This window comes from Pontibacterium sinense, from assembly GCF_015209595.1.
GTDB lineage: Bacteria > Pseudomonadota > Gammaproteobacteria > Pseudomonadales > Balneatricaceae > Pontibacterium > Pontibacterium sinense.
The window spans coordinates 111,513-131,567 of the sequence record NZ_JADEYS010000006.1; the positions used below are offsets into that span (position 1 = coordinate 111,513).

The following is a 20,055-nucleotide window of genomic DNA, read 5'->3' on the forward strand; positions in this document are numbered from 1 at the left end:
TTCATAAGCCTCGGAGCTCCCTAAATAAAAATAAGAATGTTGTTTGGAGAACAGACTCATGAAAACGATGAAACCCTCTCTACTGACTGTTGCGATGACCGCGGCACTGTCCGTTTCTGCGGTGCAGGCCCAAGGTATCTCGGACGACAAAGTGAAGATTGGTGTACTGGGGGATATGGGTGGTGTGTACGCTGATGTTTGCGGTCCCGGTTGTGTTACCGCAGTGAACATGGCGGTAGAAGATTTTGGTGGCAGTGTGCTGGGTAAACCGATTGAGGTGATCAGCGCTGATGACCAGAATAAACCGGATATCGGTTCCGCCAAAGTACGTGAATGGGTAGAAAATCAGGAAGTCGATGTGGTGACTGGTCTGGTTGCATCTTCGGTGACCGGCGCTGTCACTAAAGTGCTCACCGATGCGAAAAAGATCGCCATGATCACCGGCTCTGCATCCCATGCGTTTACCACGAAATCCTGCAGCCCGTATAACGCTCACTGGACCTACAACGTGGTTGCTCTGGCGCAGGGTACTGTGAAGCCGATGGTGCAGTCGGGTAAAAAACGCTGGTTCTTCATTACAGCTGACTATGCCTTTGGTCATGCACTGGAGAAAGTGGCGTCTGGTGTGATCGGCAAAAACGGTGGTGAGGTGGTGGGTTCAGTACGCGTGCCGCTGGGAACTACGGATTTCTCTTCCTATATCCTGCAGGCGCAATCTTCTGGCGCTGATGTGGTTGCATTGGCGAATGCCGGGGGAGATTTTGTGAACTCACTGAAAACTGCTGCCGAATTCGGTTTGACCGAAATGATGGATGTGGCGGGTTTGTTGGTGTTTACCCAGAATGCCAAGGCGCTGGACCCGAATATTGCAGGCGGCATGAAACTGACCACCGGTTTTTACTGGGATCTGGATGACGCCAGCCGTCAGTGGTCCGCACGCTTTAAAACCCGTCATGGCAGCATCCCATCTATGGCGCATGCAGGTGTTTACTCCGCCACGATGCATTACCTGAACAGTATTAAGGCGACTGGCACCGATGAATCGGATGCTGTGATGCGTGAGATGAAATCCACCAAGCCGAATGATTTCTTTGCCCGTAATGCCTACCTGCGTAATGACGGCCGTATGGTGCATGACATGTTCCAGGTGCGGATCAAAAAAGCAGATGAGCGCAAAAACGAAGATGACATCTTTGAGATTGAGCAGGTGATCCCGGGCGATCAGGCCTACGGTGCCATGCTGGCGCAATGCGACTTTAAGTAATCTCCAGAACCTCTCCAAGCCTTCTCCCCAGTGCTCTTACCGTTTTCTACTGAGCAGGGGAAAGGCTACCTAAAAATAATAAAAGCACAGGAATTCCTCCGGATGAGTAAAGTGAAGTTCTCTCCAAAAAAACTGATTGTGGCGATGAGTCTGGCAGCCGTTCTGCCGATGACAACAGTAGCCGAAGCAGCAACAGCTGACGTTGAAAAGCTACAACAGCAGATTATGGAATTGCAGCAGGCGCTGGAGCAGATCAAGGCCGCCCAGCGGAAGACGGACGAAAAAGTCGCAACCGTCGAGAAAACAGCAGTCACAACCGGCAAAGGTGGCGCAATCTCCATTGGAGACACCAGCGTTAAGATCGGCGGCTATATCAAAGGTGACCTTCTGTACACCACCAACGGTGTAAACGGTAAGAACGGTTTGCTGGCTGCAGCCCATGTCAAAGGTGCAGATAGCAGCAAGGATGATCGTGTGGATCTGTCTGCGCGTGAATCCCGATTCTTTATTAAAACCGCGACGCCGGTGGCGGGTAAAACGCTGAAAACCCATCTGGAAGCAGACTTCTACGGTACCACCGACAGTGAACTGGCGGCCAATGGTCACGGTTTGCGTCTGCGTCATGCGTATGGCAGCTGGGGCAACGTGCTGGTGGGTCAGACATGGTCCACCTTTATGGATCTGTATGCCCTGGGTGAGTTAACCGCCTTTGGTCAGCATGCCTCGGCGCTGTTCGTACGTCAGGCACAAGTCCGTTATACCCAGCCGTATGACGGTGGCAGCCTGATGTTTGCACTGGAAAACCCGGAGGACGGTGGCGATGATCAAAGTACGCCGGACCTGATCGCCCGCGCAAACTTTGACGGTCAGTGGGGTCACGCTTCTGTCGGCATGCTGGCCCGCGAAGTGGTTGATGGTGACGACAAAGAGTGGAGTACGGCGTATAGCTTGTCCGCCCGTTTCCCAACGGTTGGTCGTGATGATCTGCGTATGCAGTTTAACTACGGTGAGCTGGGGCGCTATATGGGGCTGGTGACCTACCCTGATGTGAACGGGTCGACTACGGGCTTGGAGGGTTTTAATTCTTGGGGTGCGTCTTTGGCCTACCGCCATTTCTGGAACAGTCATCTGCGTTCAAACGTGATGTTCTCGCGCACGGAAGCGGATGATAACCCTTATGGCACCGTGCCTGATTCCAGCCAGTCTTTTCATGCAAACCTGATCTGGTCGCCAAGCCCTAAACTGCAGTACGGCATCGAATATGCCAACTGGCAGGTTGATTCATCCGGCACAGAAAAAGAGCTGGATACCGTGCAGCTCTCAGCGCGTTATCTATTCTAAATCGTTTAGCTGTGCAGTGATCAGGGGTAAATTGATCAACTGCACAGCGACAAAATGCCCTTTTCAGAGCGGATAATCACTCTGGAGAGGGCCACAAAACACAATAATAAAACCAATAGGTCAACCACGATGAATACTAAAATTCTCGCACCAACCCCAAGCGCATATCAGTATCCACTCCTGATCAAAAGCCTGCTGCTCTCCGGTCAGCGTTACGAGCCGGGCCGTGAAATCGTTTACGGTGATCAGGTGCGTTACGACTACCGCACGTTAAACCAGCGCATCTGTAAGCTGGCGAATGTGTTAACTGAAGCCGGTATTGGCGCGGGCGATACCGTAGCCGTGATGGATTGGGACAGTCACCGTTATCTGGAAGCTTATTTCGCTGTGCCGATGATCGGAGCCGTGTTGCATCATGTGAACATTCGCCTGAGCCCGGATCAGATCGCCTACACCATGAACCACGCAGAAGACGATCTGGTACTGGTTCACGATGACTTTCTGGCCATTGCTGAATCTCTGAACGATCAGCTTCCGACGGTGCGGGGCTATATTCAGCTGTGTGATGACGGCAAACCGCTATCAACCAGTCTCAATGCCGTAGGTGAGTACGAAAGCCTGCTGGCTGATGCAGGTGATCACTATGATTTCCCTGACTTTGATGAGAACTCCATCGCGACCACGTTTTATACCACCGGTACCACCGGCAATCCGAAAGGCGTGTACTTCAGTCACCGCCAGCTGGTACTGCACACGTTGAATATGGCAACCACATTGGGTGCGTATGAAGGTCTGCCATTGCTGCGTTCCGATGATGTGTATATGCCAATGACACCGATGTTCCACGTCCATGCGTGGGGTGTACCGTATGTGGCGACCATGATGGGTGTGAAGCAGGTGTATCCGGGACGTTATGAACCGAACAAATTGGTGAAACTGTTCCGCGATGAGAAAGTAACGTTCTCCCACGGTGTACCGGCCGTGTTGCAGATGATTCTGGGTTGCGATGAAGCTAAAGATACCGACCTGAGTGGCTGGAAGTTGCTGACTGGCGGCAGCGCACCTACGTTGGGGCTGGCGCAAGAGATGGCTGAGCGCGGAATTCTGTTCCATACCGCCTACGGCATGTCAGAAACCTGTCCGCTGCTGACGGCCACGTATCTTCATACCGATGCGCGTGATCTCGATATGTCTGATCAGATGCCAATACGCATCAAAACCGGGATGCCCTGTGGCATGGTGGATCTGCGTATCGTGGACCCCGAAGGCAACGATGTGGCACATGACGGTGAAGCGATGGGTGAAGTGGTTGTGCGTGCCCCTTGGCTTACACAGGGCTACAGCAAAGAGCCGGAAAAGGGCGAAGAGTTGTGGGCGAACGGTTGGTTGCATACCGGTGATGTAGGCTCAATTGATGAAACGGGTGTTTTGCAGATCAAAGACCGAATCAAGGACGTGATCAAAACCGGCGGCGAGTGGATCTCTTCGCTGGAACTGGAAAACCTGATCAGCCAGCACGAAGGCGTGGGCGAAGTGGCGGTTGTGGGTGTTCCGGACGAGAAATGGGACGAGCGCCCGCTGGCGATGGTGGTACCGGTGGCAGGAGCTGATATCAGCGCTGAGCTGATCCAGCAGCATCTGACGCAGTTTGTGGATAGCGGCCGTATCAACAAGTGGGCGATTCCGCAGGACATCAATGTTGTCACTGAAATTCCGAAAACCAGTGTCGGTAAGATCAACAAGAAGCTCATTCGCGAACAGGTCTGATTCGCGGCCCCTCCGGTGATCGCGGCTTCCCTGTGTCGTGATCACCATTTGAATAATCATATCTCCTGATATCGATCTTGGCCGGTGCATGGTGCGATGTACCGGTCCTTTTTTGCTTTTCGGCACTAGAATGACTGCTCAATACCAAGGCATAACACTAAAAATTGACATGATTATTCAAAAAATGCACGCTGGCAGTGCGATGTTGTATTCGCTATAACTACATCAGGTCTGTCAGGATTAGAAATGGCCGTTTCCAAGAAGTGTGTTATCCCTTCCCGTCCCGAAGTTTTTCTACAATTTGCTCACCTTACCAAAGAGAAAAACCCCGATATTTATGCTATTTGTGCTGCCTTAAAGCGCGATGTTGCCCTGTTTTCAGCTGTACTTGCCGCGGTTAATAATCCCTATTTGGGTTTGGTACAGAAGATCACTTCGTTAGAGCACGCGGTGTCACTACTGGGGATCAATCGTGTGTTTAGTATTGTCCGCTTGACGGCGCTTCGGAATAGTCTGTCGGAGATCGGGCGCTTGGACCGATTTTGGGATACCAGCGAAGATGTTGCTTATATCTGCAGTGTTCTTTCACGTCGTTTTTCAAACATCAACGAAGATGATGCGTATACGATAGGGATGTTACATGATTGCGGTATTCCGTTGATGATGGGGAACTTCGAAGACTTTAAGTCTTTTCTAAGCAATATCAAGGGAGAGAACATTAGTCTGTTGCATGGTGCTGAGATGGAGACCTTTGGTTCGAGTCATTACAATCTGGGTTTTCAGGTGGCGAGCGAATGGAATTTTCCTAAAGGGCTATGCTCGGCTATCTTGGAACAGCCAAACTATAGCAGCTTCCTGCGAGATACCTGTGAAGAAAAGCTACAGTCTCGTATGCTGCTCAGCATTCTCCTGCTGTCCAAAGAGGTCAGCCGAAAGTACCGTACCTATTGGCGTGTAAATCAGCCGGATACTCCTATCATCAGCGATATGGAAGCCCCACTTAATGTTTTGGCTATTAGTGAGGCGGACTTTATCGAATTCCGCGACGAGATTCTGTTGAAGATGCAAGCTTAATTGAGGCTAAAGGGTGAACCACCAGCCTTGGGATGGATGCTATCACTATGGGCAGTGAGTTCAAGGCGGTTAAGCGTGCTGGATTCTATTTATTACCCCGCAAACGAGAAGGATTACGATGCGTGTTGAACAATACAGTTTAGATGCTGATTCTTTATCTCAGCCCATAAAAAGCATTTTTGAGTCGCCTGATCTGGTATTGGTATTTGCCTCCCCTGACGTGATGCGCAGTGAGGGTTTTTATCAGCAACTGTGTCGGATTTACTCAAGGTCTGTGCTAGTGGGATGCTCAACAGCCGGGGAAATATTGGATGAAAGCGTGTTTGAAAACACGGCGGTGGTGAATGAGATTAGTTTTGATAATGCTCGCTGTGAGGTGGTGTCTACGCCAGTTGGCGGGATAAAAAATTCGTGGGCGGCCGGAGTCTCGCTGGCCGAGAAAATCGATCAGGCAGGACTTCGCGCCGTTTTCGTGCTGTGCCCCGGGGTCAATGTGAACGGTAGCGCCATCGTTAACGGCATGACGTCTATACTGGGCGGTGACCTTCCGATCAGCGGTGGGCTTGCGGCGGACAATGCGAATTTTGTGAGTACGGTGTGCCTTACGCCGCATGGCCTTGAGTCGGACCACCTAAGTGCTGTGGCGCTATATGGCGATTCGCTGACGATCGAACACGGCTCCTTTGGCGGCTGGGAGGCTTTTGGTCCGCGGCGAAAAGTAACGCGCAGCGATGGCAATATTCTGTATGAGTTAGACGGTAAGCCAGCTCTTGATCTCTATAAACGTTATCTGGGTGAATACGCCCGCGACTTGCCTTCGTCTGCGCTGCTGTTTCCTCTGGAGATGTTGTCCACTGAGCAGCGGGAGGAAGGGGTTATCCGTACCATTCTTGGTATCGATGAGGCAGAGGGGAGTCTGACCTTAGCTGGTGATATTGATCCTGATGGCTATTTGCGTCTGATGCATACGTCTATAGACGGTTTGATTGATGGTGCAGGGCAAGCCGCTCTGCATATCGGTGGCGAAGAACAGAACAGGCTGGCGATACTGGTTAGTTGTGTGGGCCGAAAGCTGGTGATGGGTGACGAGGTTGCCGCAGAGGTTGAGGCAGTGAAAGGGATTCTGGGTGAGAGTACGACGACCACTGGTTATTATTCTTATGGCGAAATCTCTCCTGGCGAAGATGTGAGCGGCTGCTTTCTGCACAACCAGACGATGACGCTTACCGTTGTGTCAGAAAACTAAGAGAAATTTAAGGGAAAACGAATGCACCGGCTACTGTCTCGCCAACTCAAACTAACCAGTCAACTGGAGAAGGTACCTCGTGGCTCTGGTGAGATAGAGCTTATCGTTGGCGAACTGCTGAGGGGGCCTGATCCGGCTGCGGCTTTTAGTGCTCTTCTGGAGAAGGTTAATCAAAGCTACAAGCAGTTTGATCGGGATATCAAGCTGCGTACCGCTAGCTTACAACAGACTCATCAGGAGCTGGATGGCGTCAATGAGTCCTTACGAACCGAAGCTCATATACAGCAGGAACTGATCAACTCGTTGGAGGATAACATCGAAAGCCTCCTTACTTCATCTGGTCGCCGACCAGACGCGCGCAAGCTAGCGGCAAACGAGTTGCCGGACGTTTTTGCTCAGCTGTTGCAGGAAAGTCAGTTGGCGAAGATGGAGCTTGAATACCAGAAGTATGCATTAGACGAACACGCCATTGTGAGTATCACAGATGCGCAGGGAAATATCCTTTATGCCAATAAACAGTTTTGTGCACTGTCCGGTTATAGTGAAGAGGAATTAAAGGGGCAGAATCATCGGGTAATTAAATCTGATGAGCATGATGCTGAGCTTTACCACAATCTCTGGCAAACCATTAGTCGAGGCGATACTTGGCACGGTGAGTTAAAAAACCGCAGTCGTTACGGCAGCGACTACTGGGTATCCGCGACGATTACTCCGATTATCGGAGAAGATGGAAAACCCGAGCGTTATATCTCTATTCGTACTGATATCACAGCACAAAAGGTGTTGGAGCAAAAGCTCGAGCATGAACGACGCTTTCTCGATAAGTTGGCAAACACCCTTGGCGAGGGTGTATATGCACTAGACAATGACGGTACCTGCATCTTTGTGAACGATGAAGCATCGGTGCTCTTAGGGTGGCCAAAAGAGGTGCTGACCGGTAACAGGATTCACGACTTGATCCATTATCGTCGGGCTAACGGTGAGCCACTCCCTGCATCTCGCTGCCCCATTAAACGGGTTAATGAGACGTTAGAAAATTACCACTCTGATCAGGAGTATTTTATTCGTCAGAGTGGTGAAGGGTTTCCGGTGGAGGTCACTTCAGTGCCACTGATTCATGATGAACAGGCGTTTGGTTCAGTGGCCGTGTTCAAGGATATAAGCCAACGTAGGCAGGATGAGCTGGAGCGGCAGCGAGCACTTGAGAGAGCAGAGGCTGCGACCCGCGCGAAAAGCGAGTTCTTGGCCAATATGAGTCATGAGATTCGTACACCGATGAACGCCATCATTGGGCTCAGCCATCTGGCGTTAACCACAGAGCTTGATAGACAACAGGCAGGTTACGTAGAAAAGATACAAGGTTCAGCTCAAAACCTACTGGGCATAATCAATGATATTCTCGACTTCTCTAAGATAGAGGCGGGCAGCCTGCATATTGAAAGCGTGCGCTTTAGTCTGGATCAGCTATTGCGAGAGGTATACGACCTGAATCAGGGCCATGCTGAGGACAAGGGGTTGAGTTTCAGTATGAGCCGCAGCTTTGATATTCCAGACCAACTGATCGGGGATCCGGTTCGGGTTAGCCAGATTCTTGTCAACCTGATTAGCAATGCCGTCAAGTTTACAGAGCGAGGGGCTGTTACCGTCCGCTTGGAAGTCGTTCAGCTGGATGACCATTACCTGCGGTTGGCGATTGAGGTGCAAGATACAGGCATTGGAATTTCAGAAGAGTATCAGGATAAACTTTTTGAAGCCTTTACCCAAGCAGATACAAGCACCACACGAAAATATGGAGGGACGGGCTTAGGGTTGTCTATCTGCCGTCAATTAACGCAACTGATGGGCGGGTGTATCGGCATTAGAAGTACACCTGGGCGAGGAACAACCTTCAGCGTTGAACTTCCATTTATAGTCGCAGGTGCTGACACTGAGCTAAATAAACAGTTTGCTGGGAAGCGTCTGTTATTGCTTGGAGGGGATGCAAAATTTGAGCAACAGCTTCAGCGGTTGGGTCTTGCTTTAAGTAGCTATTCGCTTGATCTGGAGGTTTTGAGTGATCTCCCAGACGTTTTGGCCCTTACGCCTGTTGATGCAGCCATTGTCGTGGATCCGTTGGACAATCGCTTTGGGATACTCGATTACCTTGCCAGCTTGCGTGATCGTTTACCGGAAATAGGGATGTGGCCTACCATTGTATTCACTTCGCCCCGCAACGCGAGGGCGCTTTCTCAGGGGGTGGTGGGATTTGATATCCGCACCTGTTCTGAGCTGATCACATTATCAACACTATTCGATACCTTGCAGGACGTTCTGAAGCCGAATCTGAAGGTGCTTCCCGAGCCCCAGCTGGTTTCCCGAGAGGCAGTTCAGGGACAGTTGCGGGGGATGACGGTCCTGTTAGCTGAAGATAATCCGATCAACACGGAAGTCGCGAAAACCATGCTCGAGAAAATGGGTGCTAGCGTACTGTGCGCGGTCAATGGGCAAGAAGCGCTGGAGTTGTTGGAAGAACATATCTTTGATGTTGTTTTGATGGACCTGCAGATGCCCGTTATGGATGGCTATACTGCCGTTGCTCACTTGCGCAGCGACAGTCGTTTTGCGCACCTTCCGGTCATTGCTCTCACCGCGCACGCGATGAGTGGTGATAGAGAGCGTAGCCTTGAAGCGGGAATGGATGATCATATCACTAAGCCGATTGATCCAGACCGTTTGTTCCAGACGTTGCTTAAATGGACGCGTGTTATTCCGGTGAACATGGAATCCGAGTCTGTCCTTGAAGTACCTGCTACATCGTTGCCGAATAAGCTTCCCGGTCTGGAGATTAAGTCTGCCCTGAGCAGGGTGTCTGGTGATCAGATGCTCTATACGAAACTGTTACAACAGTACCTTACGAACTATTCTGATTTGCTCGCAAGCATTGAGCACCATCTTGGAGCGAAAGATTTTGATGGCTTGGGGGCATATGCTCATGGCCTTAAAGGAGTAGCAGCAACACTAGGTGCAAGCCGGTTGCAGGCGGTAGCGGCGCAATTGGAGGCTTTGAACGCATTGCCAAAGGATGGTGGCATTTCGCTGTTACTCGATGTCGAGCAGGCAAGTGCAGAAACGGCAGAGTCTATGCAGCAAGTAATTCAGCAAGTGCAGAACCAAAGCGCTGAAGAAAAGCGACCTATAGCACAAGGTCTGGATTTATTGGCAATACTGCAAAAGCTACAGCCGCTGCTGGAAAGTGGAGACATAAATGCATTGGAGACGGCAGCAGAGCTTTTAGGATGCGGAAATCTCAGTTCGCAGCAACAAAAATTAGTTCAAGAGTTGCAGGAGGCGACACAAGGATTTAATTTTGAACACGCTCAAGTTTTACTTAATGAACTGCTAGAACTATAAAAACTCATTCAACTGAACATTAGGGGAACACGATGCTTGGTATTGTTTTTACTGAATTCATGGAGATGGTAGAGACACAATTCTCTGAAGATCTATTGGATGATGTGCTGGACAGCTGCAACCTGGCATCGGGAGGCAGTTATACCTCAGTCGGCTATTACGACTATAAAGAGATGATTCAGTTGGTGATGGCGCTGAGCAAACAGGTGAATGTACCGGTTGATGAGCTGATTGAGGCTTTCGGTACGCATATGTTTGGCGTTTTGGGTGGAAAGTATCCAGTGATGCTGGAGGGTTATGCAACAACTCTGGATTTTCTGGAAAGTGTTGATGGCACAGTACATAAGGAAGTTTTGAAGCTGTATCCCGATGCTGAGCTGCCACACTTTTCAACTGAACGTAAGAGTCAAGGGCACTTGGTGATGCATTATAAATCACGGCGTCCTTTCTCGAACCTTGCGCTCGGGTTAATCAAGGGCAGTGCCCAATACTTCGATGAAGTATTGGAAATTAGCTTTACCTCCAGTCAGGATGAGTCCATGTATAGAACCGATTTCGATATTCGAGTGGCTGATGAGTGATGAGGTTGAGCGCCTAAAAAAACGCCTGGCACGCGAGAAAGCTGCGCGCAAAGCGGCTGAGGCGTTATTAGAAGGCAAAGCATCAGAGTTGTTTGATGCTAATACCAGTCTCCGTAAGCTGTTGATTGATCAAGAGGCGCTTGTCCGTGAGCGCACCTTGGAACTTCAGCAAGCGCTCAGTTTTGCTGAAGAGGCCAGTGCCCATAAAAGTGCATTTCTTGCCAATATGAGCCATGAAATTCGCACCCCGATGAATGCGATTATTGGCATGGCCTATCTGGTGCTTCAGTCAGAGCTGTCACCGTATCAGCGGGATCGACTAGAAAAACTGCACCTGTCTGCGAAAAGCCTTTTGGGGATTATTAATGATATTCTCGACTTCTCTAAGGTGGAGGCAGGTCAGCTCCTGATAGATGAACATGAGTACAGCCTTGATGAGCTGCTTCAGCAAATATATACGGTTAACCAGTATGAAGCGGAGCGAAAGCGAATAAAGCTTAGTGTCAGTCGCGATTTCAGCATACCTGATTGTCATTTGGGCGATGCACTACGCATTCAGCAGGTATTAACCAACCTGCTTAGTAATGCGATCAAGTTTACTCACCATGGTGAAGTTAGCGTGCTCATCTCTCCTTTGGTTGAAGCTGGAGGGAAGCGGTATCTCGAGTTCCGAGTGAAAGACACGGGGATCGGTATGGTCGCTGGCGCGGTTGATCACCTTTTCGAACCGTTTACACAAGTGGATGAAAGCATTACGCGTAAATTTGGTGGTACCGGACTGGGATTAGCGATTTCCAAGCAGCTCGTTGAGTTGATGTCCGGGACGATCAGTGTTGAAAGTCAGCCAAATAAAGGCACGTGTTTTTGCGTCCGGTTGCCGCTAAAACCAACGTCTGAGCTTGAGAGTCCTGGTGCTTTCAGTGATATGTGTTTGGCGGGTATCAATTTATCCGAGCCTCTTCAGGATAAATTGCATCATCTGGGGCTGAAGGTGGAAAATCATATAGTCACAAATCCGATACAGGGATTAAAGAGCCTCCTGCATTCTTATTCCCCAGACCTTCTGTTCTTGGAGAGTCTGCCAGAACATCATGATTCCATTGAGTTTAGCCTGCTGAATTCAGAGCAGGCTAAACCTTTACGGATATTGTTACTGGATCCTGAATCTACTCTGCCGGTATCAGAGCCTGTTGGTGTTGCGATACGTAGCGTCAATACATTGGACACACGTTCGTCGTTATTGCAGGCAGTGGGTGAGTTGCTAAGCATTGGTAAGAACAAAAAAACGGATATCGCTTCAGCAGAACAAGATTGTTTGCTAGGAGGTGTTCGGGTTCTACTTGTGGAAGACAATCTCATCAATATGGAAATTGCCCGAGCTATGCTTGAGCATTTTGGTGCTCAGGTCGGGGAAGCAGAAAATGGCCGGGTGGCGCTGGATTATCTTGAACAGCATCGTGTTGATGTCGTGTTGATGGATGTACAGATGCCCGTGATGGATGGATATGCTGCCGCGACAGCGATTCGTGGCCAGAGCAGATTCAAAGACCTACCAGTGATAGCATTGACCGCCAACGCACTGGCGTCTGATTTAGAGCGAAGCTTTAAATGCGGGATGAACGATCATATATCCAAGCCCATTGATCCGGATGAACTCGTGAAAACCTTGCGCAAGTGGATTCCCGCTCCTCATGTAAAGGAGGACGCTAAACAACATAGAGTGTCTCCCGGAGGGGGGCAGGAGGCTGCGTTAGTCTCACCTGTGGTGTTAGATTATGAGCAGGGACTGGATCGCTTATCTGGTAATGAAGAGCTTTACCGTTCGCTGTTACAGAGCTTTTTAGGACGAGAAGGCGATGTGGCTGAACGTCTGCAAGTGCTATACAGACAACGCGATTTTGTTGGGTTGGGTGAGTTGGTCCACAATATAAAAGGTGTATCCGGTACGCTTGGGGCGATGGCGTTGCACCATCTTATGGAACAAATTGAAGTACAGGCAATGCAGGCGACACCTAAGCTGAAAGAGCTCGTTAGTAGATCTGCCATAACAATGGAACAACTGATCAAGCGCGTTGATGATCTGACGCGACGGGATAAAAAGGAGGAGATACCGCGCTCTGACGAGACCGATAAAGCGGTATTGGTAGCGGGTCTGAGTGAGCTGTTAGCATTGGTTCAGTGTGGTGATAGTGCGGCTGTTGAGCAGTTTTCAGCGTTATCTGGGCAAGCGGGTGGGTATTTGGCGACAGATATGGGTTCTGTTCTTGGTCATAGCATTCAGAACTTCGAATTTGATATCGCCGCTGAACAGATAAACACTATGTTGCAGCACTTGATGCAAGGAGAATAAGGGGAGACCGATAGATTTCCCTAAGCTCAAAGCCCTTTCTATCAACCAGGATTAAACCTAGGATGACTTCATCCTTCCATTGGGCTGTTTTACAGCAAAGCCTGATACAGGTCCTTTGTATCGAGACTCAAGATGGCATTGCCAGCGCTTGATGTAATATTGTGTGACGCGGCAGGGTTATTCTAACCCGAGGTGCAACTCACTAAGCTGGCTGGCGGCCTGTTCGAACTCAAAGTTGTGCGTATATTTTCGTACATCACTGGCAAGTGATTCATATTGAGTGTCTTTGAGTTGATTTAACAGGCTGTCACTTTGTTCTAGTGAGGCAATATCGCCGCTGTTAAGAAGTGGAAGTAACGTATCAATAAGGCTTTGTACCTTGTCGGTCTCAATTTCATTAATGTTATCAGGTGTACTTACCGTATTGGTTTCCAGCATCTGAGAAATGGCCAAAAGTACTTCCTGTAGCGCAGCCTCAAACTCACGTACAACGTCAACGTGCTCTGTATTATCCAGCTTAAGAGCATGCTCTAAAGCTGTGGCGCAGCCCTGCACATTCTTCATGCCTAGATTGCCTGCAGCGCCTTTAATTTTATGCGCCAACGCATAGGCCGAGTCCAAATCACCTTTTTGCATCAGATCCTGTAAGACGTGCGGTGTGGAGGATTGTTCTTGAAAAAATCGCGTCAGTAGAGATCCGTAGAGTGCTTTATCATACGAAAGGCGCTTAAGAGCGGAGTCGATATCAATGCCGGGAAGCTCTGTAGGCAGAACGTAGGCGGAGAGGGCAGAGGGCCTCACTGTTTCCTCTGTCTTAGCAGAAGAGCGTTCTGGTTTAGGGTCAATCCATCGAATTAACTCAGTGTAGAGTTCTTCTGGATCAATCGGCTTTGTCAAATGGCCGTTCATATTCGCTTTCAGGCTCTTCTCGCGGTCTCCTTTCATGGCATGTGCGGTCAGCGCAATAATCGGTAGGTTACTATGCTGAGGCATTTTTCGGATCTGCTGAGTGGCTTGATAGCCGTCCATCACGGGCATCTGTATGTCCATGAGCACGAGGTCCACGGTTTGATTCTGTAGCTTGTTAACTGCTTCAGCGCCATTCTCAGCGGTCGTAACGTTAACGCCTAATCGCTCCAGCATATTACGTGCAACTTCTGTGTTTATGGCATTGTCCTCTGCCAACAACACGTGTGCGCCCAGCAAGCGGTCAATCCCTTGTCGAGAGAGGTCCTCTGTTTTGTTTTGCGTATCGCAAAGTCGTACGAGGTCCATTATTTCAGCGAGTGCGTCAAAGATGCTCGAGGGCGTCACGAGGGAAGAAAGAGCACGCACTTGTGGGCTTTCGGATTGGTTGTTTACAGCCTTCGCGTTATTGGTACTGGTAAGTATTAGCATTGGAATTTGCTTTTCACCTACAACGCTAGTATGAAACGTATTGATAAGGTTGAGAAGACTGTGTTGGTCCGAGGTTGAGTCCTGAAGGATCAATAAGTCTGCAGACGTTTGTTGGAGCTTTTCTTTCAGTGCATCTAAGTCGTTTGTAGATATTGGTGCGTTATTTAGGGTTTTTAGACCGAAGCTGGCAAGCGTTTCAGCAATCTGCTCGTTGCAGTTGATCATTTCTGCATGCTTGCCCTCAAAAATGCCATGATGATTGGTTGAAGTACTTTGGTGGTCAATGCTGAATGGGAGGGTTACGCAAAACAGGCTTCCTTGAGCAGGCGTGCTGTGAACTTCTATGGTGCCATCCATCAACTCACTGAGTTGTTTGCAGATTGCTAACCCCAATCCCGTTCCACCATAAATTCGCGTGGTTGATGCGTCCGCTTGAGAGAAGGAGGAGAATAAGCGGCTGATTTGATCCTGACTCATGCCAATGCCGGTGTCTTTCAGTTCGAAGCGTATCTGAACCTGGTCTCCGGTATGGGCCTGCAGCCGAGCGGTGACACTCACTTCTCCTGCATGGGTGAACTTTACCGCATTATTAGCAATGTTGAGCAGTATCTGGGTCAGACGGAGCGAATCGCCCATAAGGTTTGAGGGGATACGACAGTCACGCTGTATCCGTAACTCCAGGTTTTTCTCCTCGGCTTTGAGTCCAATCACCGTGCATACAGACTCCAGGACATCATCCAGACGGAAGCTGCTGTGATCTATCTCCATGTGGCCGGCCTCGATTTTGGAAAAATCGAGGATGTCATTGATGATGCCGAGTAGGTTTTTTGCGGAACTCTGAATTTTGGTGAGGTAGTCTCGTTGCTTGGACGATAGTTCTGTTTCCAAGGCTAGGAAGCTAAGACCTATAACCGCATTCATCGGTGTGCGGATCTCATGACTCATGTTAGCCAGAAACTCACCTTTGGTTTTAGTTGCCTCTTCTGCCTGAAGCATAGCCGCGGTTAGGTTGGTGTTTTTCTCCTTGATTGTCAGGCGCATTTTGTTAAACGACCGAATCAAGTCGCCTATTTCATCTGAGGTATCAGCCTCTAGCGCACTGTCGTAGTTGCCTTTCTCAAGTTCCTGAGCGGCATCGCGAAGCTGGACGATCTGGCGCACGATCAGGCGGCGAATCCACCAGCCACTGACCAAGATAATAACCAAACATAACGTGATGGTTGCGATGCGTAGCCATGCCAGTTGCTCGTGAACCTGTTTCAGTTCTCGCTTTATCTCCAGACCATATGTGAGCAGGCCAATAGATTCGTTACCCCAATCGACTTTCTGTGTGAGAAAACGATAATCATCTTGGCTTTTATTGATCGCCGCGGAGCGGTCATGCATAGGGTAGATCTGCATACCGCTGGCATCGCGCAGGGTGATGCCAGCGCCGCTCTCGTCAGCGTGCATTTTTTCCTGTTGGGCAAGGATGCTGTAAATCTTTGCAATGTCGCCCGCGATGATCTCTTCGGCAATAATCGGCGCCAGTACCTCAAGTTCAGATTGCTCTCCTGAGATGATCGCCTCCAGCTGTCTCTGTTCAAAGTACGGGATAAAGGCAAACTCTATCAGTATCAGGAACACAGCCAGACAAAACACGACTGGAGAAACAATTTTTCCGTTGAGGTTCATTCCGCCGTCCGTATCAGTTTGGCTTGACGTAATAGCGCTCTAGGTTCAAGCGTCGTACGTCGTCGTAGTCTGCATCGGTTGCCAGACCAATCTTTTTAAAGGGTACTTTTGCCAAAAGAGCTTGTGTGTCGGCGTTTTGGGCCATATTCAGAAGCGCAGCTTTAACTTGTTCTACCACATTGGAAGGCAGACTTGCTTTATAGACAAAGGGGTGTGGAGATACCTTTTGGGTTTGATGAAGAATCTCCAGTTTTTCTTTTATCTCGGCTTTTTGGTTGTTGAAGGTCTTTTGCACGCCGCCGCCTGATAGGGTACGACCAAGCACGGTATTGAGATAAACGGATGAGTGGGTTTTAACGTATTTGGGCGTGAAATCGATGTTGTAGATTTCCTTTAACTCTCCTCGAATCATTAGAGATGCACCCAGTGCGTTAGGAGCTGGAAACGCGATAGTGCTGTTCTGCAGTTGCTCAAGTGAGTTGATGCCACTTCCCTTCTTTACCACCAATACGCCAAAAAGCTTGCGTCCGGTATCTCGCAGTAAAGGTTTGTAGTGCTGAGCAATGGTGTAGTGGTAAGGATTCATGTAAGCAAAATCGAACTTAGCCTCCGCAAACTCTTTTTCGAAGGTTGGGATGTCAGGAGATCCCTTCAGTTTGAAGCTGTGACCGGTACGATGTGATACTTCCTGAAGGATAGGATCCCAGATTTGGTGTAGGGTTTTGACGTCAAACTGAGGAACGACACCCACAGTAAACGTATCCGCAAACGTTGGGGTGCTGAGTAGAGTGGCGACAAACAGGGATGCTAGTTTTTTCATCTGTTTTCCTCGTTGCGAAGTTAATCTTTGAAATCGGTTGCAATCTGTCGGAATTGATCTTCGATCATTATGTATGCATCAATCACGTCTGGATCGAAGTGGTTACCACGTCCTTCTTTAAGAATGCCGCTGGCTTTGTCATGATCGAAAGCAGGTTTGTATACGCGTTTTGAGATCAATGCGTCGTAAACATCGGCGACCGCCATTAGGCGGCCTGAGAGAGGAATTGCTTCGCCCGTAAGCCCCGCCGGATATCCGCTGCCATCCCATTTTTCATGATGACATTGGGCAATCTCTCTAGCGTAGCGAAGAAACGAAGAATCCTGATCGTCTGAACCCTCTTCTGCTCTGAGCAGGGCATCGCTTCCTAGTTCAGCATGTGTTTTCATCACAGTGAACTCTTCATCCGTCAGTTTGCCTGGCTTAAGAAGGATGCTGTCTGGGATACCTACTTTGCCTATATCATGTAAAGGTGCAGATTTGAAAAGTAGATCGATCGTCTCGTCGCTAAGTTGATCTTTATATTTTTGATTCTTCCGCAGTTCAAGCGCTAGCGCCTTAACGTAGCGTTGGGTACGCAGGATATGAGCCCCAGTTTCGTTATCGCGGGTTTCTGCCAGAGAGGCAAGTGCCATAATAGAGATATCACGAGTCACTTGAACTTCTTGAGTGCGCTGCTGCACTTTCTCTTCCAGCAACTCGTTCTGTTGTTTCAGTTTTTTGCGTGCAGCCTGTAGCTCTAAGTGGTTTTTTACTCGGGCAGAGACAATAGCCGGTGAAATAGGCTTGGTGATGTAATCAATCGCTCCGGTGGCTAAACCATGAGTTTCATCCATCTCTTCGCTCATAGCGGAGACAAATATGATGGGGATCTCTTGTGTCTCGGGGTCCTCTTTCAGCGCCTGGCACACTTCCAGGCCACTCATACCGGGCATCATAATGTCGAGTAAAATGAGGTCTGGCTTAGGATCGGAGTGAGCTCTTAGCAATGCTTGCTCACCGTTGGTCGCAACCAATACTCTATATTGAGTTTTGAGTAGATCGGATAGTACAACGATGTTGATTGGTTCATCGTCTACTACCAGAATGACCTTTTCCTCTTTCATTTCCTACCCCTTTTAACACTGATAGTGGACTTATATCTAACGCGGATACTACGATGCTGTCTTGAGATTTGGAAGAACAGATCCGTTTTGTTTATGTTTTGTTGTTCTATCACAATACCCCTAATCTAGAAGCATGCAGGGTATTGTGATTTTGTAATATTTTTTATTTTGTTTGAATTTGACGGGATTTTCATCAGCCTTAGCTAAGGCTGGATGAGTCCGGGGCCGTTGCTTCCATACGTTTAGGTTCGGATTTCGGGTAGACGGTGTTGCGACCTGCCTCTTTGGCTTGATACAGCGCAGCATCAGCCTTCTCTATCAGTAATAAAGGAGAAACAGTTTTTATCGCCAAGGCTGAGGCAATCCCTATTGATACTGTGATTTCTATACCGGATAGGCGAAAGCCTCCTTCCTCTCCAGCAGAGGGCAGCATGTCGAGTGAACTCACTTCCACCTTTTCGCGGATGGTTTCACCCAATTTCAGCGCTCCTGAAAAATCAACCCCTGGTAGCAGAACGACAAATTCATCACCGCCTATTCGGAATACCAAATCAGAAAACGGATCAACGCATTGTGCGAGGGTTGAACCGACAAATTTTATCGTGGCGTCTCCGACCGGGTGTCCAAAATAATCGTTCACCCCTTTGAAATCATCCAGATCAATCATGATGGCAGCCATTGGCTTTGCTTCATCTGCCATGCGTAACCACAGCTGTGGCAATTGTGCATCCAGCTGCCGACGGTTAGACAACCCTGTTAGTGCGTCTGTATTTGCCTGTTCATGTAACAGTGCGGTCTTTCGGCTGAGATCGAGAAAGGTGTTAACTTTGGATTGCAGAATAATCTCATTGTACGGTTTGGTTATGTAATCTACAGCGCCAAAGTGGAACGCTTCTTCTATATCGTTGGTTTCAGTCGAACTGGTGACGCAGAGCACGGGGATATCTTGAAGCTCGGGATCAGCTTTGACTCTGCTTAGAACCTCAATACCTTTGGATTCACCAAGGTAGAGATCCAGCAAAATAAGATCTGGTTTCTCTGCCAGTAATTTAAGGGCATCGTTGCAATTGGTTGCGATGATCAATTCGTGCTCATGACGAAGAATTTCTGCAAGCATGCGCAGGCTTGTTGGATCATCCTCTACTACAAGAATTCGTGAGCGTTCAAAAATCATTTTTTAATTCTCTGATAATGTTGTCGCATTGTTGCTGTGCTGAAGGGTAATCGAAGACATTAAGCGATAGCAGAAGTTGTTCTGCCTGCTCCTTAACTGAGTTCAGGTGCAATAGCGTGCGAATGTTTTCAATAAGGTCGTCATCTATCAGTTGATGCTTGAGAAGTGATTGCTTTAAGTCCGAAAGCGTCTGCAGAGCGCTGTCTCGGTTAACGCAGGCGCTTGCAGTTTTATGAGTACTTTCTTCATAATCATGTAGCGCTTCATTCAACTGTGTAAGGTGTTCACTGAATAAATAAAGGAGGCTGTCGTGGCCGGACCATTGGTTTTCGCGGTGATTTGTTTCTAGCTGGCGCGCCCGTTCAGCCAGTGACACGTCTCCGATATTGGCTGCCGCACCCTTTAATCTGTGAGCAAGGTTTCGGGCCGACGCAGAGTCTTTACGCTTGCAGGCCTCAGAGTAGAGTGATTCCCAATTGTTAAACGATTGGCAGAATACCTTAATGCAGCGTCGGACCTGTACTTCGTCTCCTGAGTAGAGAGTGAGTAATCTATCCGTTCGAATGAATGTTAAGTCATCCACTATCAATGCTTTCTGGTCACTTAAGCCCTTATTATCCGATTGTGAACAGCTAAATCCAGTCACTTACAACCTACCGAGACGTTACCGCCATTAAAACTTGTGAAAGTCTATCTATAGACACGTTGTTATCGGCAGATCCGATTTAATATTTAGAATATCGAATTTATTGGAATAAAGTGTAAAAGTATACTCATCAGCATATAAATGCTTTCTGACAAGCTAAGGCAGAGACGCTTTGTTTCTGTTTCCTTCGTGTATGTATTAGGTAGGTTGTTTTTCTGAATCGA

At 48.8% G+C, this 20,055-nt stretch carries 13 protein-coding genes; 8 read left to right on the forward strand and 5 right to left on the reverse strand.

The window, feature by feature from the left end:
• Positions 1-58 precede the first annotated feature (58 nt).
• The 8 genes from IOQ59_RS07785 to IOQ59_RS07820 all read left to right on the forward strand — a co-directional run bounded on the left by IOQ59_RS07785 (position 59) and on the right by IOQ59_RS07820 (position 13,013).
• Positions 59-1,264, forward strand: coding sequence for an ABC transporter substrate-binding protein (locus IOQ59_RS07785; protein ID WP_193952702.1), 1,206 nt, complete (start codon positions 59-61; stop codon positions 1,262-1,264).
• Between the two features lie 102 nt (positions 1,265-1,366).
• Complete coding sequence (locus IOQ59_RS07790; protein ID WP_193952703.1) at positions 1,367-2,605, forward strand: DcaP family trimeric outer membrane transporter; 1,239 nt, start codon at positions 1,367-1,369, stop codon at positions 2,603-2,605.
• Positions 2,606-2,734: 129 nt separating this feature from the next.
• Positions 2,735-4,372, forward strand: coding sequence for a fatty acid--CoA ligase (locus IOQ59_RS07795; protein WP_193952704.1), 1,638 nt, complete (start codon positions 2,735-2,737; stop codon positions 4,370-4,372).
• Between the two features lie 246 nt (positions 4,373-4,618).
• Positions 4,619-5,446, forward strand: coding sequence for an HDOD domain-containing protein (locus IOQ59_RS07800; protein WP_193952705.1), 828 nt, complete (start codon positions 4,619-4,621; stop codon positions 5,444-5,446).
• A gap of 118 nt (positions 5,447-5,564) precedes the next feature.
• Entirely contained in the window at positions 5,565-6,692 is a 1,128-nt protein-coding gene (locus IOQ59_RS07805; RefSeq protein ID WP_193952706.1) for an FIST signal transduction protein, read from the forward strand.
• Positions 6,693-6,713: 21 nt separating this feature from the next.
• The gene (locus IOQ59_RS07810; protein ID WP_193952707.1) at positions 6,714-10,082 is read left to right on the forward strand and encodes a PAS domain S-box protein; all 3,369 of its coding nucleotides are present in this window, start codon (positions 6,714-6,716) and stop codon (positions 10,080-10,082) included.
• Positions 10,083-10,114: 32 nt separating this feature from the next.
• Positions 10,115-10,663, forward strand: a complete 549-nt coding sequence (locus tag IOQ59_RS07815; RefSeq protein ID WP_193952708.1) for a heme NO-binding domain-containing protein — start codon at positions 10,115-10,117, stop codon at positions 10,661-10,663.
• On the forward strand, positions 10,656-13,013 hold the full coding sequence (locus IOQ59_RS07820) for an ATP-binding protein (RefSeq protein ID WP_193952709.1): 2,358 nt from the start codon (positions 10,656-10,658) through the stop codon (positions 13,011-13,013). The genes IOQ59_RS07815 and IOQ59_RS07820 overlap by 8 nt, the downstream gene beginning before the upstream one ends.
• 177 nt (positions 13,014-13,190) lie before the next feature.
• On the opposite strand, the gene IOQ59_RS07825 is transcribed toward IOQ59_RS07820, so the two are convergent.
• From IOQ59_RS07825 to IOQ59_RS07845, 5 genes are all read right to left on the reverse strand, one after another.
• Positions 13,191-16,085 (reverse strand): HAMP domain-containing sensor histidine kinase, encoded by a 2,895-nt coding sequence (locus tag IOQ59_RS07825; RefSeq protein WP_193952710.1) that lies wholly within the window; start codon positions 16,083-16,085, stop codon positions 13,191-13,193.
• 13 nt (positions 16,086-16,098) lie between these two features.
• Complete coding sequence (locus IOQ59_RS07830; RefSeq protein ID WP_193952711.1) at positions 16,099-16,905, reverse strand: phosphate/phosphite/phosphonate ABC transporter substrate-binding protein; 807 nt, start codon at positions 16,903-16,905, stop codon at positions 16,099-16,101.
• Positions 16,906-16,925: 20 nt separating this feature from the next.
• Positions 16,926-18,011: a response regulator gene (locus IOQ59_RS07835; protein ID WP_193952712.1), complete on the reverse strand. Its 1,086-nt coding sequence runs from the start codon at positions 18,009-18,011 to the stop codon at positions 16,926-16,928.
• A 199-nt stretch (positions 18,012-18,210) separates the two neighbouring features.
• The gene (locus tag IOQ59_RS07840; RefSeq protein WP_193952713.1) at positions 18,211-19,185 is read right to left on the reverse strand and encodes a diguanylate cyclase domain-containing protein; all 975 of its coding nucleotides are present in this window, start codon (positions 19,183-19,185) and stop codon (positions 18,211-18,213) included.
• Positions 19,175-19,831, reverse strand: a complete 657-nt coding sequence (locus IOQ59_RS07845; protein WP_193952714.1) for an Hpt domain-containing protein — start codon at positions 19,829-19,831, stop codon at positions 19,175-19,177. Before IOQ59_RS07845 ends, IOQ59_RS07840 begins: the two co-directional genes overlap by 11 nt.
• Positions 19,832-20,055: the final 224 nt, after the last annotated feature.